A 13,673-nucleotide genomic window follows, 5' to 3' on the forward strand; every position below is an offset into this window, starting at 1 on the left:
GGCCGGCCTTACGCCGGCTCCTCCCTGAGGCGCAGCGCCTCGGGCACCAGCGCGTCGACCCAGGGGCCGTTCGGCATGCGCCGGGCCAGTTCGGTGATGTTGCGGTTCCACCACATCCGTTGCTCGACCAGATTGTCGTAGTCGAAGTTGGCCTGGCGCCACGTGCGGGCCGCCGCGTGGTACGACACCATGTCGACGGGATAGCCGACGTCGTTGGAGGACACGCGCGTCGAATCGAAGGACAGGTAGGCGATCTTCAGCGCCGTCGCCATGTCGGTGTCGTACATCAGCGCGCGGTCCAGGATCGGCTTGCCGTAGGCGGTGGCGCCGATGGAGAGGTAGGGCGTGCGCTCGTCCACCTCGATCCAGTTCCCCTCCGGATAGACCAGGAACATGTACGGCTCGCGGTCCTCGGCCAGCTGGCCGCCGATGATGGCGTGCAGGTTGAAGTGCAGCCGCGACGCCTCCAGCGCTTCCCGGTCCTCGGCCGCCACCTGGCGCAGGCAGCGGGTGAAGGCGGTCACCGCGTCGAGCATCGTCGCGTAGCTCTCGCTGCGGGTCTTGCCCATGTCGCGGCGCAGGTAGGCCAGCGTCTTGTCGCGCACGCTGCGCAGGCCGGAATTCAGGATGAAGAAGCGGTCGCCGCCGCTGCCCATCATCGTGACCTTGCGCGCCGAGGAGAGCTGCGAACCGCTGGTGATGCGCCCGTCCGACAGGCCGATCAGGCCGTCGCGGGTCTTGATGCCGAGGCAATAGGTCATGGACGGGGCATTCCGGATGCGAATAAGCGATTGTTCGTATGCGCGACATTCGGCCGCGGCACGCCCGTGCATCCGGCACGCGCACGGCCGGTGCCGCTGCGCTAGGATTGGGCACGCGGCCGGTAAAGCTTCGGTTAAGCAGGCATCCGAATACACGCGAAAGGGTTACGACCTTCGCCGGATACGCCTCCGACTTTTGTGCAGTGCACAAGAATCGCGTTGACTCCTTCGTTCAACCGCCCATAATTTGGTCAATGCTGCATTGCAGCATAATGCTCAGGCACCGCTGGCCGCGTCGACGCTCGCTCCAAGAGGTCCGATGCGGATCGAGTCACGGATCGAGTCAAGGAAGGACGACGCACATGACCGCCACCACCACCCTGAAGACCAAGCCGGCCCCCAAGCTGATCGAGGATTTCGCCGGCCAGGCGAAGGAGCAGTTCGAGAGCATCATCAAGGCCCAGCAGGAGCAGGCCAAGGCGCAGTTCGAGCAGACCTTCGCCACCACCAAGGAGCAGGTCGAGAAGGCCTCGGCCCAGCTGCTGAAGGGCTATGAGGACCTCGCCGCCTTCTCCAAGGAGAACGTCGACGCGCTGGTCCAGTCGAGCACCATCGTCGCCAAGGGCGCCGAGGTGATCGGCAAGGAAGTGGCCGCCTTCGCCCAGTCCTCGTTCGAGAAGAACGTCGCCGCCGGCAAGGCGCTGATGTCGGTGAAGTCGATCAACGAGGCGGTGGACCTGCAGAACACCCTGGCCAAGCAGAACTTCGACGCCTTCGTCAGCGAGGCCACGAAGATCCAGGAGCTGTCGGTGAAGGTCGCCAACGAGGCGCTGGCGCCGCTGACCGCCCGCCTGAACGCGGCGGTCGCGACGCTGTCGAAGCCGCTGGCCGCCTGATCCAGGCCACCCGCGCTTTCCCGCGCCGTCACACGGCCCGGCGGTCCCGCGACCGCCGGGCCGTCGTCGTTTCGTCACCATCTTATCCGGATGCCCCCGGCACCGGCTGCGCGCGGCGCGCGATTGTGCGGCGCACAAAGTTCCCGTTGACTCGGTCGTATGCGTGCCTATAGTAAGGGCATGTTGCGATGCACAAAAGCATATGCAGCGCAAGGTGTAGGTCCCGCGACGGCGGGGCCGGTGCAACAGACTGCCCGCGGCCGGTTGCCACCAACGGGGTCGGCGCGGTTGGACCTTATGACCACGGGGAACGACATGCCCATCACCAAGATCACCGCTGCCACCAAGACCATCGAAGACGCCGTCGCCCAGGCCAAGCAGAACCTGGAAGGCCTGGTGAAGGCCCAGCAGGAGCAGCTGGAGAAGGCCCAGGCCCAGCTTCTGAAGAGCTACGACGACCTCGCCGCCCTGTCGAAGCTGAACGTCGACGCCGTCGTCCAGTCCGGCACCATCGTCGCCAAGGGCGCCGAGGAGGCCGGCAAGCAGGTCGCCGCCTTCACCCAGGCCTCGCTGGAGAAGAACGTCGCCGCCGGCAAGGCGCTGATGGGCATCAAGTCGGTGCGCGAGCTGATCGATTTCCAGAACGCCTTCGTCAAGCAGAGCTTCGACGCGCTGGTCGCCGAGACGACCAAGCTGCAGGAGTTGTCGGTCAAGGTCACCAGCGACGCGATCGCCCCGCTCAGCGCCCGCGTCAACGCCACGGTGAACACCTTCGCCAAGCCGATCGCCGCCTGATCGGACCCAAACCTGATCGGATATGGCCTGCGGGGGCCATCCCCGACGGACGCACGGGAGGGCCCGGCGGCTTCGGCTGCCGGGCTCTTTTCTTTTGCGCTGATTTCTCTCAAGAGCCCGGTTTTCGGCCGCACAGCTTTGTCACAGAGGTAATCCGCGTGGACTGCCCATTTTTTGTCCTCGGGCGGCACATCGCCGCAGGACGGCCCCAGGGCGGCGGCAATGGCCGGATCCTTTGGCGCGGCGACCTGTTGATCCGGCATTGCCTTCCGCGATTTGGCCTCTATTTCGAGGTAGAGGGGTGCGGTCCGTACCGGGAGGGTCTCTCCCAAATGGGGAGCGGTCGCAAACGAGCCCTTCCAACGGCGCCATGAGTTCTCATATCATTGTGCGGGGATGTACATCGCGATGACCACCTGTTGAGCCCATGGCCGATTCGGACAAAAAAGGGGATGAGGGCATTGCCACGGGCGTGGTCGTAAAGGCCAAGCCCAAGACCAAGAAGCCCTCCATGTATAAGGTCTTGATGTTGAACGACGACTACACACCTATGGAGTTCGTCGTTCATGTACTCGAACGCTTTTTTAGCAAATCGCGCGAGGAAGCGACGCGGATCATGCTGCACGTTCACCGCAGAGGGGTGGGTGTCTGTGGCGTGTTCACCTACGAAGTCGCGGAGACCAAGGTGACCCAGGTGATGGACTTTGCACGCCAGCACCAGCACCCCCTGCAATGTACGCTAGAAAAGGATTAGATCGACACATGCTGTCGCGTAACCTGGAACAGACGCTGCACCGCGCCCTTGCTTACGCCAACGAGCGCCGGCACGAATACGCGACGCTGGAACATCTCCTGCTCGCGTTGACGGAGGACTCCGACGCCATGGCCGTGCTGCGCGCGTGCGGCGTCGATCTGGACCGACTGCGGGCGGAACTGTCGGATTACCTCGACAACGAACTTGCGAACCTGATCACGAACAGGCCCGATGATGCCAAGCCTACGGCTGGGTTCCAGCGGGTCCTGCAGCGAGCGGCGATCCACGTTCAGTCGTCGGGACGAGAGGAGGTGACGGGAGCAAACGTGCTTGTCGCCTTGTTCTCTGAACGCGAGAGCCACGCGGTCTATTTCCTGCAGGAGCAGGAGATGACCCGGTTCGACGCGGTGAACTACATCTCTCACGGTATCGCGAAGGCTCCGGGCCGCTCGGACACCAAGCGGGTCACCGGGGCCGACGAGGACGCGGCGGCGGAGAAAGTCGTGAAGAAAGGCAGCGAGGCCCTAGAGGCCTATTGCGTCAATCTGAACAAGAAAGCGGCCAGCGGTAAGATCGACCCGCTGATCGGACGGGAGCAGGAGGTCGAACGGACCATCCAGATCCTGTGCCGGCGGTCGAAGAACAACCCGCTGTACGTCGGCGACCCCGGTGTCGGCAAGACCGCCATCGCCGAGGGGCTGGCACGCCGCATCGTCCACGGCGAGGTGCCGGAGGTCCTGAAGGGCGCGACCATCTACGCGCTCGACATGGGCTCGCTGCTGGCGGGCACCCGCTATCGCGGCGACTTCGAGGAACGCCTGAAGGCCGTGATCTCGGAACTGGAGGCGCTGGACGGCGCCATCCTGTTCATCGACGAGATCCACACGGTCATCGGTGCGGGCGCCACCTCGGGCGGGGCCATGGACGCGTCGAACCTGCTGAAGCCGGCGCTTGCCTCGGGCACGCTGCGCTGCGTGGGCTCCACGACGTACAAGGAGTACCGCAACTACTTCGAGAAGGACCGCGCGCTGGTCCGGCGCTTCCAGAAGATCGACGTGAACGAGCCGTCGATCGAGGACGCGATCAAGATCCTCCAGGGGATCAAGCCGTACTACGAGAAGCACCACCGGGTCAGCTACACCAACGACGCCGTGCGCTCGGCGGTGGAGCTGTCGGCCAAGTACATCGGCGACCGCAAGCTGCCGGACAAGGCCATCGACATCATCGACGAGGTCGGTGCCGCGCAGATGCTGCTGCCGGAGAACAAGCGCAAGAAGAAGATCGGCGTGAAGGACGTGGAGGCGGTGGTCGCCAAGATCGCCCGCATCCCGCCGAAGTCGGTCAGCCGCGACGACAAGGAAGTGCTCCAGAACCTGGAACGCGACCTGAAGACCATGGTCTTCGGCCAGAACAAGGCCATCGACGCGCTGGTCTCGGCGATCAAGCTGGCGCGGGCCGGCCTGCGCGAGCCGGAGAAGCCCATCGGCAACTACCTGTTCACCGGCCCGACCGGTGTCGGCAAGACCGAGGTGGCCCGCCAGCTCGCCCACACGCTGGGCATCGAGCTGACCCGCTTCGACATGTCGGAGTACATGGAGCGGCACACCGTGTCGCGGCTGATCGGCGCCCCTCCGGGCTACGTCGGCTTCGACCAGGGCGGCCTGCTGACCGACGCCATCGACCAGCATCCGCACTGCGTGCTGCTGCTGGACGAGATCGAGAAGGCCCATCCGGACCTCTTCAACATCCTGCTCCAGATCATGGACCACGGGAAGCTGACCGACCACAACGGCAAGATGGTCGACTTCCGCAACGTGATCCTGATCATGACGTCGAACGCCGGTGCGGCCGACATGGCGAAGCCCGCCATCGGCTTCGAACGCGAACGCCGCGTGGGCGAGGACATGGAAGCGGTGGAGAAGCTGTTCACGCCGGAGTTCCGCAACCGCCTCGACTCGATCATCCCGTTCGCGGCGCTGACGCCGGACGTCATCCACCGCGTGGTCGACAAGTTCGTCATGCAGCTGGAGGCCCAGTTGGAAGACCGCGGCGTGACGATCGAGTTGACCGACGCGGCGCGCGAGTGGCTGGGCAAGAAGGGCTACGACCCGCTCTACGGTGCGCGTCCGCTGGGCCGTGTCATCCAGGAGCACATCAAGAAGCCGCTGGCGGAAGAGGTGCTGTTCGGCAAGCTCGCCAAGGGCGGCCTGGTGAAGGTCACGGTGAAGGACGAGAAACTGGCGTTCGAATACGTCGAGGGCCACCGGCCGAAGCGCCGCGCCGGCGACGACGAGGACGAGATGGTGCACGAACTGGCGGAGTGATCCTCCGGAACGTGACACCGCGAACGGGGGCCGAAAGGCCCCCGTTCCCCATTTGTGGGGGTGGGACGGGTGGTAGGTAGGATTGGACGCCTACTATCGGCCAGAAGCGGACATCGCTACGTCTCCGCGACTCAGGCATGGCGTATCCGGGACGGATTCTGAGTAACGAAAGAAAAGGCGCAGCTTACATACCAACCCGGTGAATAAGAGTATCATCAATTTCTATTCCAGCATTTTTCATGCGCGTGGCCAGCCTTACCCCAACTTCTTTGACATGATCATTGAATTCAAGGCGCAGAACACCATCAATATCACTTGGGATTTCGAGCGCTCCCTTTTTTAGAATAACCATCCTGTCTCGCCCAAGCGACGCGAGCACCATACCCATTTCCAAAACAACATTTTGGCGCGCTCTGGGCTGCCGGTCTTCTTCTCCCTTAATTTTGGAGTACCCATAATCATCTGGCGTCATCAGTACAATACCGAAGGATGCTTCTCGGTAAATCTGCTGCTCAAGCGCTTCAATGATTGTTTTGCTTCCGCCATCATTGTTCTGAAGAATGTATGGGTCAAGATTCAAGCGACGCAACACAAGTTCAAGCTGCTCCAGCGCCGCATGGTCATGCCCATGAACCACGAATATTCTTGTCTTCTGATCAGCCACTTTTTGCAGGACGCTGTTGTTAGCTATCGGACGAAGACCATTGGATTCGCAGACTGAAAAAATTGCCTCCAATTCAGCCTTTGGCTCTGGCTTTCCCTGAAATTGAAGCGTTCCCTTGGAGGGCCAGAAGTTCAAAACCCCTCCTTTCTTGGATCGGAAGCTGTATTTACCTTGATTATCGTCCGACCATTCACCGACAATGGCAGCGCTTGCAACTTTGTCTTTTAGATCCTCAATGCCGCCCTCGAAGCTCGCCGCCACGTTGAATCTCCATTCACAAAGCAACTGCCAGCCGACCATCGATTGGCATTATTTCGAACCTTATTGAAAAACGGCTTTACCGCTTTTAGCCAGCATTCGTCAACCTGCGGCCGAGCAAATATCCCCTACATTGAGGGATAAAATTCAATTATTCTGGATTGCAGGCACGAGCGACCGCCCCTGCCGCATAGCCAACGCCCCCACCACCCCCATCCCGCCGCCGGGCAACGAACTCAGGTTAACGCGCCACACCAGCGACGGGCAGCAGGAAGCGAATTCCGTCTAGGCCACTTTTGGCGGTTGACGTCCCAACGTGAGCGCGGCCGGATTTGTCCGGCATCCGTTCGCAGAAATTAACCTGAGTTCGTTGCCCTGCGCCCCCGCCGTTGTGGCATTCCCCCGCGCCACCCACTATATTTCGCGCATGCCCATTCGCCTTTTGCCCGAGACCCTGGTCAACCGCATCGCCGCCGGCGAGGTGGTGGAGCGCCCTGCCGCCGCCGTGAAGGAACTGGCGGAGAACGCCATCGACGCGGGCGCCACGCGCGTCGACGTGGTGGTGCGCGACGGCGGCAAGTCGCTGATCTCCATCACCGACGACGGCTGCGGCATGACGCCGGACGAGCTGGAGTTGGCGGTCGAGCGGCACGCCACGTCCAAGCTCTCCTCGGACGATCTGCTGGACATCCGCACGCTGGGCTTTCGGGGCGAGGCGCTGCCCTCCATCGGCGCCGTCAGCAAACTGACCATCACCAGCCGCCCGCGCGGTGCGGACAGCGCCTGGGCCATTACCGTCGACGCCGGGGCCAAGGGCCGGCCGCAGCCCGCCGCGCTGCAGCAGGGCACGCGGGTCGAGGTGCGCGACCTGTTCGCCGCCGTTCCGGCGCGGCTCAAGTTCCTGAAGGCCGCCCGCACCGAGTTCGACCACATCGCCGACTGCATCGAGCGCCTCGCCATGGCGCACCCCGGCGTCGCCTTCACCCTGTCCGACGACGGGCGGTCGGCGTTGCGCCTGTCGGCGGCGCAAGGGGAACTGGGCGACGCGCGGCTGACGCGCCTGGGCGCGCTGATGGGCCGCGACTTCCAGGACAACGCCGTGCCGGTGGACGCCACGCGCGAGGGCGTGCGGCTGGCCGGCTGGATCGGCCTGCCGACGCTGCACCGGCCCACGGCGCGCAACCAGCACCTGTTCGTCAACGGCCGCCCGGTGCGCGACAAGCTGATGGTGGGTGCCGTGCGCGGCGCCTACGCCGACTTCCTGCCCCGCGACCGCCACCCGATGCTGGCGCTGTTCCTCGACCTCGACCCGCAGGAGGTGGACGTCAACGTGCACCCGGCCAAGGCCGAGGTGCGCTTCCGCGACCAGGGGCTGGTGCGCGGGCTGATCGTCGGCGCCCTCAAACACGCGCTGGCCGAGGCCGGGCACCGCGCCTCCACCACCGTCGGCGTCGCCACGCTGGGCGCCCTTAGGCCAGAGGGGCGGCCGGAGGGGCGGCCGGAGGGCACCGCCCCCCTGCCCTATCGCTCGCCCCAGCCGTCGTATGGCGGGGGCGGCAATCATTGGAGCGGCGGCTACACGCCGGATCCGCCGGTGTCGCGCGGGCTGGCCGAGCGCTCCGTCGCGTTCCAGGCGCCGCTGTCCGGCCTTGCCGCCACGCCCGCCGCGCGGCCGCCGGAGTACGCGCCGCCGGTGGCGGAGGCGCCGCCGCTGGACCAGCACCCGCTGGGCGCCGCCCGCGCGCAGGTGCACAACACCTACATCGTGGCGCAGACCGGCCAGGGCATCGTCATCGTCGACCAGCACGCGGCGCACGAGCGCCTCGTCTACGAACGCATGAAGGACGCCATGGTGAACGGCGGCGTCCGGCGCCAGGGTCTGCTGATCCCCGAGGTGATCGAACTGGACGAGCCCTCGGCCAACCGCCTGGCGGCGCGCGCCGCCGAGCTGGCCGAACTGGGGCTGGTGATCGAGCCGTTCGGCCCCGGCTGCGTCATGGTGCGCGAGGTGCCGGCCCTGCTGGGCCAGGCCGACGTGAAGGGGCTGGTCAAGGACCTGGCCGAGGAACTGGCCGAACTGGGCGACGCGCTGTCGCTGAAGGAGCGGCTGGAGGAGGTGTGCGCCACCATGGCCTGCCACGGCTCCGTCCGCGCCGGCCGCACCCTGACGGTGGAGGAGATGAACGCCCTGCTGCGCCAGATGGAGGCGACGCCGCATTCCGGCCAGTGCAACCACGGCCGGCCCACCTATGTGGAGCTGAAGCTGGCGGACATCGAGAAGCTGTTTGGCCGGCGGTGATCGCCGTCACCCCTCCAGCATCTGCCGCATGCCGGTGGTGCTCAGCACCTGTTCGACGCGCGGCGGCACGTTGACGAGGCGCAGGCGGCTGCCGCGCTCGCGCGCCCTGTCCTTCAGCACCAGCAGCATGCCCAGCCCGTTGGAATCCAGGAAGTCGAGCCCGCCGAAGTCGAGCACCACCTCGCCGTTGCGGTGGCCGCCGACCGCGTCGAGCAGAGGGCGGAACGTCTCGTAGCTGGTGTACGTCAGTGCCCCGCGGCAGGCCGCCAGCAGCCGGTGGCGGTCACGCCGCAGGGCAGCTCCGAAAGGCGTGCCGATCCGCATCGGACCCTCCTGCTGCTGCTCAAGCTGCAGCATACCCCAGTAGGCTCTCCACAGTTTTTCAGGCCTGTAACAAAGCGCGGACTTGGCGCCGCGCAGAAGGATTGGCCCTCTATCCCTTCGTCGGCGGCGGGTTGCCGAAAGGAGTATTTACATTGCAATCCTGTAACCCTATGTTGCGGCTGGGTATTTTGTCTAGTGTCGTAACCACCTGCCCCGCCAGACGGTCGTCTGGCCGTCGGGCGCTTCGCAGGAGGGGGCGAGCCCGGTGGCGGCCCGGCACGGCCGCACGAAGGGCCGCGTACGAAGGTCGATGGTCTTTGCTTTGAAGCTGCGCGGCCGGTTGACGGCCATGGCCTCTGTGGCGCTGGTGGGCATGCTGGCGATCGGCGCGGTGGCGCTGACGAGCCTGCGCGCCGAACTCATGCACGACCGCCAGATGAAGACGCGCGATCTGGTGGACGCGGCGGCGAGCCTGGCGCTGGCCTACGCCGACCGCGCCGCCAAGGGCACCATGCCGGAGGCCGAGGCCAAGCGCGCCGCGCTGGAGGCCATCGCCCTGATGCGCTACGAGGGCGGCAACTACTTCTGGGTGAACGACCTGCAGGGCATCCTGCTGATGCACCCGACGACGCTGAAGGACCGCGTCGGGCAGAGCCTGATGAGCATCCGCGATCCGAACGGCGTGGCGATCTTCGAACGCTTCATCGAGGCCGCGCGGCGCGACGGCGCCGGCTTCGTGCCGTACAGCTGGCCCAAGGTGCAGGGCGGCCAGCCGGTGCCGAAGATCTCCTACGTCATGCGCATCCCCGGCTGGGACTGGGTGGTCGGCACCGGAATCTACGTGGACGACGTGGACGCCGTCTTCCACGAGAAGGTGATGCAGCAGGCCGGCATCTTCGCCGTGGTCCTGCTGGCCGTGCTGGTCGCCGCCTGGGCCATGAGCCGGTCGATCACCCGGCCGATCGCCGCCATGCGCGCGGCCATGCTGCGCCTGTCGCAGGGCGAGACCACCGTCGAGGTGCCGGCCACCGGCCGCGCCGACGAGATCGGCGACATGGCGCGCACCGTCCAGGTCTTCAAGGAGAACGTCGTCCGCCTGGAGAGCCTGCGCCGCGAGCAGGAGGAGCACGAGCGCCGCGCCATCGACGAGCGCAAGCGCGCCATGCTGGCCATGGCCGATTCCATGGAGGTGCGCGTCAAGGGCATGATCACCTCCATCTCCCAGGTGATCGACCGGCTGCACGGGGCCGCCGGCACCATGTCCGCCAACGCCGAACAGACCAGCGCCCAGAGCACCGCCGTGGCCGCCGCCACCCAGCAGGCGTCGTCCAACGTACAGACCGTGGCCGCCGCCACCGAGGAGCTGAACGCCACCAGCCACGAGATCGGCCGTCAGGTCGAGCGCGCCTCCGAGGTCGCCAAGGCCGCCGCCGAGCAGGCGGAGAAGAGCCGGCAGGTCGTTCGCGGGCTGGCCGAGGCCGCCGGCCGCATCGACGAGGTGGTCGACCTGATCCGCGCCATCGCCAGCCAGACCAACCTGCTGGCGCTGAACGCCACCATCGAAGCGGCGCGGGCCGGCGACGCCGGCAAGGGATTCGCCGTGGTGGCGCACGAGGTGAAGGGCCTGTCCAACCAGACCGCCCAGTCGACCGACGAGATCGCCGCCCAGGTGTCGGTGGTGCAGACCGAGACGGAACAGGCGGTGGGCGCCATCGCCGAGATCGTCCGCACGGTGGCGGAGGTGCATCAGGCCTCCGCCTCCATCGCCTCGGCCATCCACCAGCAGCACGCGGCCATTTCGGAGATCAGCCGCAACGTGGCGCAGGCGGCGCACGGCACCGACGAGATCAACCTGCACATCAACGACGTGTCGGTGGCGGCCAACGGCACGCTGGACGCCTCCCTCTCCGTCGCCCAGGCGGCGGAGGAGCTGGTCCGCCAGTCCGAGGCGCTGGAACACCATGTGGAGGACTTCCTCAACGAGATCCGGCAGTCGAACCGGCTGGCGGCGTAGACGTTGGGTTTTGCGGCTGATGCCTCAACCCAACCTACGGCGGCGTCGCAGGTTGGGTTGAGCGCCAGCGAAAACCCAACGGCAGCGTGCCTTCACCCCGCCCGATACCCCAGGAACAGCACCTTGGTGTCGCCGTAGCGGCGCTCGTCCAGCGCCTCGAAGCCGGGCGGCAGGGGCACCGGGGTGTCGGCCGCCTCCTCCACCACCACCGTGGCGCCCGGCGCCAGCCAGCCGGCGGCGGCCAGGGCCGTCAGCGCCTTGGGCGCCAGATCCTGGGCGTAGGGCGGATCGAGGAACACCAGCGTCGCGGCGTCGCGCGCCTTCGGCGGCTTGGTGGCGTCGGCGCGCAGCACGACGGTCCGCCCCTCCTCCTTCAGCTCGGCGATGTTGGCGCGCACGGTGTCCAGCGAACCGCGGGCGAGGTCCAGGAAAGTGGCCCGCGCCGCACCGCGCGACAGCGCCTCCAGCCCCAGCGCCCCGGTGCCGCAGAAGCCGTCGAGCACCACGGCGCCGTCCACCGGGGAGCCGCCGTCGGGCCCCCAGCCGGAATGCGCCAGGATGTTGAAGATGGCCTCGCGCGTGCGGTCGGTGGTCGGGCGGACGTCGCGGCCGGCCGGCGCCGCCAGCCGGCGTCCGCGGTGGCTACCGCCGACGATCCGCACGGCCGCCGTTCCTGGAGGTCGGTTTGGACGGGGTCGGTTTGGACGCGGTCGGTTTGGACGGGCCGCCCGGCTTCGGCGGGCCGCCGGGTTTCCCCGCCGCGCCCGCACCCGGCCGTGGCCCGCGGTTCCCGCCGGCCGGCTTGCCGGCAGGCGCTTCACCGGCGGCGCGGCGCGGCGGCTTTCCGGCACCCGGCTTGGCGCCGGCGGGCTTTCCACCACGCGGTTCATCGACGAGGGACCAGTCGGCGCTCCCCTCGCCCGCCGCCCGGCGGGCCGGCTTGCCGGCTCCCGGCTTTGCGCCGGCCGATTTCGCACCGCCTGGCTTCGCACCAACCGGTCTCACATCGGCCGGCTTCGCAGCGCCCGGTTTGCCGGCACGCGGCTTGCCCATGGGCGACCAATCGGTGGAGGGCGCCTCGGCCACCCGGCGCGCCGGCTTTCCGGCACCCGCCGATGCCCCGCCCGGCCGCTTGCCGCCGCGCGGCTTGTCGTCGCCGACCCGGTCCGGCGTCCGTTCGGCCGGTGCCTCGGCGTGCGCCCGGCGCGCCGGCCGGCCTTCGCCGGGCCTCGCGCCAGCCGGCTTGCCGCGCTGCGGCCTGCCTTCGGCGAAGGGGCGCTCGGCCGGCGCCTCGCCGGACTCGGAACGTTCCGCCCTGGCGGCCGGCTTCGGCTTGGTCGATGCACGCAGCGGCGAGTTGGCCGGCTTCGCTTCCGGCTTGCCGCCGCCCTTGCCACCGCCGCGGAAGGCCGCCTTCGGCGCGGCCTTGGCGGTGCCGACGGGGACGGCGGTATCCGCCACCTCGCCGTCGCGGCCGGAGAAGAAGCGGGCGAGCTGGTCCTTGACCACGCGCCGCGGCACCTCCTCCACCTCGCCTTCCGGCAGCTTACCCAGCTGGAAGGGGCCGTAGGCGGTGCGGATCAGCCGGTTGACCACGAGGCCCAGGCTTTCCATCACCTTGCGGATCTCGCGGTTCTTGCCTTCCTTGATGCCGACCGTCAGCCAGGCGTTGGAGCCCTGCACGCGGTCCAGCGTCGCCTCGATGGGGCCGTACTGCACGCCCTCGATGGTCAGGCCCTTGGCGAGGCCGGCGAGGCGCTTCTCGTCCACGGCGCCATGCACGCGCACGCGGTAGCGGCGCGTCCAGCCGGTGGAGGGCAGCTCCAGGAAGCGCGCCAGCTCGCCGTCGTTGGTGAGCAGCAGCAGCCCCTCGGTGGTCAGGTCCAGGCGGCCGACCGAGACGACGCGCGGCATCTCCGGTGGCAGCTTCTCGAAAACGGTGGTGCGGCCCTTCTCGTCGCGGGCGGTGGTGACCAGCCCGGCCGGCTTGTGGTAGCGCCACAGGCGCGCCGGTTCGGGTTCCGGCACCAGCTTGCCGTCGACGATCACGACGTCGCCTGATCGCACCACGAAGGCAGGACTGTTCAGCGTGCGGCCGTTGACCTCGACGCGGCCGTCGGCGATCCAGCGCTCGGCGTCGCGGCGCGAGCACAGGCCCGCGCGCGCCAGCCGCTTGGCGATGCGCTCGCCGCCCGAGGCGTCTTCGGCAGCGGTCTCGGGCGGGGTGCGGTTATCGGTGGAAGGGGTGTCCATGGGCAGGGACCATAGGGCCAAGCGGCCCGGCCCGCAACTCACTCCTCCAGGCGGAAGCCCACCTTCATCACGACCTGGAACTGCGCCACGGCGCCGCCGCGCACGTTGCCGCGGATTTCGCCCACCTCGAACCAGTCGACGTGCTTCAGTGTCTTCGCCGCACGCTCGATGCCGTTGCGGATCGCGTCGTCGATCGAGGTGTCGGAGGTGCCGACGATCTCGACCTTCTTGTAGACGTGGTTTTCCATGGCGCCGCTCCTCACGTGGATGGTGCATGCAAGCTTGTGGTGGAACGCGGCCGGGATCAACCGGGCGCCTTGACGCAATCGGG

At 67.3% G+C, this 13,673-nt stretch carries 12 protein-coding genes; 6 read left to right on the plus strand and 6 right to left on the minus strand.

Annotation, left to right across the window (positions count from 1 at the left end; translation table 11 throughout):
• Window positions 1-8: 8 nt before the first annotated feature.
• Window positions 9-761, minus strand: a complete 753-nt coding sequence (locus VED21_RS28020) for a peptidase (RefSeq protein WP_324888302.1) — start codon at window positions 759-761, stop codon at window positions 9-11.
• 362 nt (window positions 762-1,123) lie between these two features.
• Between VED21_RS28020 and VED21_RS28025 the strand changes: the two genes are divergently transcribed.
• The 4 genes from VED21_RS28025 to clpA all read left to right on the plus strand — a co-directional run bounded on the left by VED21_RS28025 (window position 1,124) and on the right by clpA (window position 5,530).
• Window positions 1,124-1,657 carry a phasin family protein gene (locus VED21_RS28025; protein WP_324888304.1) on the plus strand — a complete coding sequence of 178 codons (534 nt, stop codon included), beginning with the start codon at window positions 1,124-1,126 and terminating at the stop codon, window positions 1,655-1,657.
• 315 nt (window positions 1,658-1,972) lie between these two features.
• The gene (locus VED21_RS28030; RefSeq protein ID WP_324888306.1) at window positions 1,973-2,452 is read left to right on the plus strand and encodes a phasin family protein; all 480 of its coding nucleotides are present in this window, start codon (window positions 1,973-1,975) and stop codon (window positions 2,450-2,452) included.
• Window positions 2,453-2,879: 427 nt separating this feature from the next.
• The gene (clpS, locus tag VED21_RS28035; protein ID WP_324888308.1) at window positions 2,880-3,206 is read left to right on the plus strand and encodes an ATP-dependent Clp protease adapter ClpS; all 327 of its coding nucleotides are present in this window, start codon (window positions 2,880-2,882) and stop codon (window positions 3,204-3,206) included.
• An 8-nt stretch (window positions 3,207-3,214) separates the two neighbouring features.
• Window positions 3,215-5,530, plus strand: a complete 2,316-nt coding sequence (gene clpA, locus VED21_RS28040) for an ATP-dependent Clp protease ATP-binding subunit ClpA (protein WP_324888310.1) — start codon at window positions 3,215-3,217, stop codon at window positions 5,528-5,530.
• Between the two features lie 184 nt (window positions 5,531-5,714).
• Here the strand turns inward: clpA and VED21_RS28045 are convergent, their stop codons facing one another.
• A complete protein-coding gene (locus tag VED21_RS28045; protein WP_324888312.1) occupies window positions 5,715-6,455 on the minus strand; it encodes a nucleotide-binding protein in 741 nt (246 codons plus the stop codon).
• 424 nt (window positions 6,456-6,879) lie between these two features.
• Here VED21_RS28045 and mutL point away from each other — a divergent pair, with 424 nt between their 5' ends.
• Entirely contained in the window at window positions 6,880-8,751 is a 1,872-nt protein-coding gene (gene mutL / locus VED21_RS28050) for a DNA mismatch repair endonuclease MutL (RefSeq protein ID WP_324888314.1), read from the plus strand.
• Between the two features lie 6 nt (window positions 8,752-8,757).
• Here mutL and VED21_RS28055 read toward each other — a convergent pair whose 3' ends face one another.
• Window positions 8,758-9,108, minus strand: a complete 351-nt coding sequence (locus VED21_RS28055; protein ID WP_324888316.1) for an STAS domain-containing protein — start codon at window positions 9,106-9,108, stop codon at window positions 8,758-8,760.
• 277 nt (window positions 9,109-9,385) lie between these two features.
• On the opposite strand from VED21_RS28055, the gene VED21_RS28060 reads away from it, so the two are divergent.
• Window positions 9,386-11,089, plus strand: coding sequence for a methyl-accepting chemotaxis protein (locus VED21_RS28060; protein WP_324888318.1), 1,704 nt, complete (start codon window positions 9,386-9,388; stop codon window positions 11,087-11,089).
• A gap of 92 nt (window positions 11,090-11,181) precedes the next feature.
• Here the strand turns inward: VED21_RS28060 and rsmD are convergent, their stop codons facing one another.
• The 3 genes from rsmD to VED21_RS28075 are packed head-to-tail and all read right to left on the minus strand — an operon-like array spanning window position 11,182 to window position 13,590.
• Window positions 11,182-11,751, minus strand: coding sequence for a 16S rRNA (guanine(966)-N(2))-methyltransferase RsmD (gene rsmD / locus VED21_RS28065; protein ID WP_324888320.1), 570 nt, complete (start codon window positions 11,749-11,751; stop codon window positions 11,182-11,184).
• Window positions 11,732-13,342 carry a pseudouridine synthase gene (locus tag VED21_RS28070; RefSeq protein ID WP_324888322.1) on the minus strand — a complete coding sequence of 537 codons (1,611 nt, stop codon included), beginning with the start codon at window positions 13,340-13,342 and terminating at the stop codon, window positions 11,732-11,734. Before VED21_RS28070 ends, rsmD begins: the two co-directional genes overlap by 20 nt.
• A gap of 38 nt (window positions 13,343-13,380) precedes the next feature.
• Window positions 13,381-13,590, minus strand: a complete 210-nt coding sequence (locus VED21_RS28075; RefSeq protein WP_349256346.1) for a dodecin — start codon at window positions 13,588-13,590, stop codon at window positions 13,381-13,383.
• Window positions 13,591-13,673: the final 83 nt, after the last annotated feature.

It is taken from the genome of Azospirillum sp., from assembly GCF_035627195.1.
Classification (GTDB): domain Bacteria; phylum Pseudomonadota; class Alphaproteobacteria; order Azospirillales; family Azospirillaceae; genus Azospirillum.

Coding starts and splice junctions, on each gene's coding strand:
- VED21_RS28020 (WP_324888302.1), bottom strand. CDS start 761: ATGACCTATTGCCTCGGCATCAAGACCCGCGACGGCCTGATCGGCCTG.
- VED21_RS28025 (WP_324888304.1), top strand. CDS start 1,124: ATGACCGCCACCACCACCCTGAAGACCAAGCCGGCCCCCAAGCTGATC.
- VED21_RS28030 (WP_324888306.1), top strand. CDS start 1,973: ATGCCCATCACCAAGATCACCGCTGCCACCAAGACCATCGAAGACGCC.
- clpS (WP_324888308.1), top strand. CDS start 2,880: ATGGCCGATTCGGACAAAAAAGGGGATGAGGGCATTGCCACGGGCGTG.
- clpA (WP_324888310.1), top strand. CDS start 3,215: ATGCTGTCGCGTAACCTGGAACAGACGCTGCACCGCGCCCTTGCTTAC.
- mutL (WP_324888314.1), top strand. CDS start 6,880: ATGCCCATTCGCCTTTTGCCCGAGACCCTGGTCAACCGCATCGCCGCC.
- VED21_RS28055 (WP_324888316.1), bottom strand. CDS start 9,108: ATGCTGCAGCTTGAGCAGCAGCAGGAGGGTCCGATGCGGATCGGCACG.
- VED21_RS28060 (WP_324888318.1), top strand. CDS start 9,386: ATGGTCTTTGCTTTGAAGCTGCGCGGCCGGTTGACGGCCATGGCCTCT.
- VED21_RS28070 (WP_324888322.1), bottom strand. CDS start 13,342: ATGGACACCCCTTCCACCGATAACCGCACCCCGCCCGAGACCGCTGCC.
- VED21_RS28075 (WP_349256346.1), bottom strand. CDS start 13,590: ATGGAAAACCACGTCTACAAGAAGGTCGAGATCGTCGGCACCTCCGAC.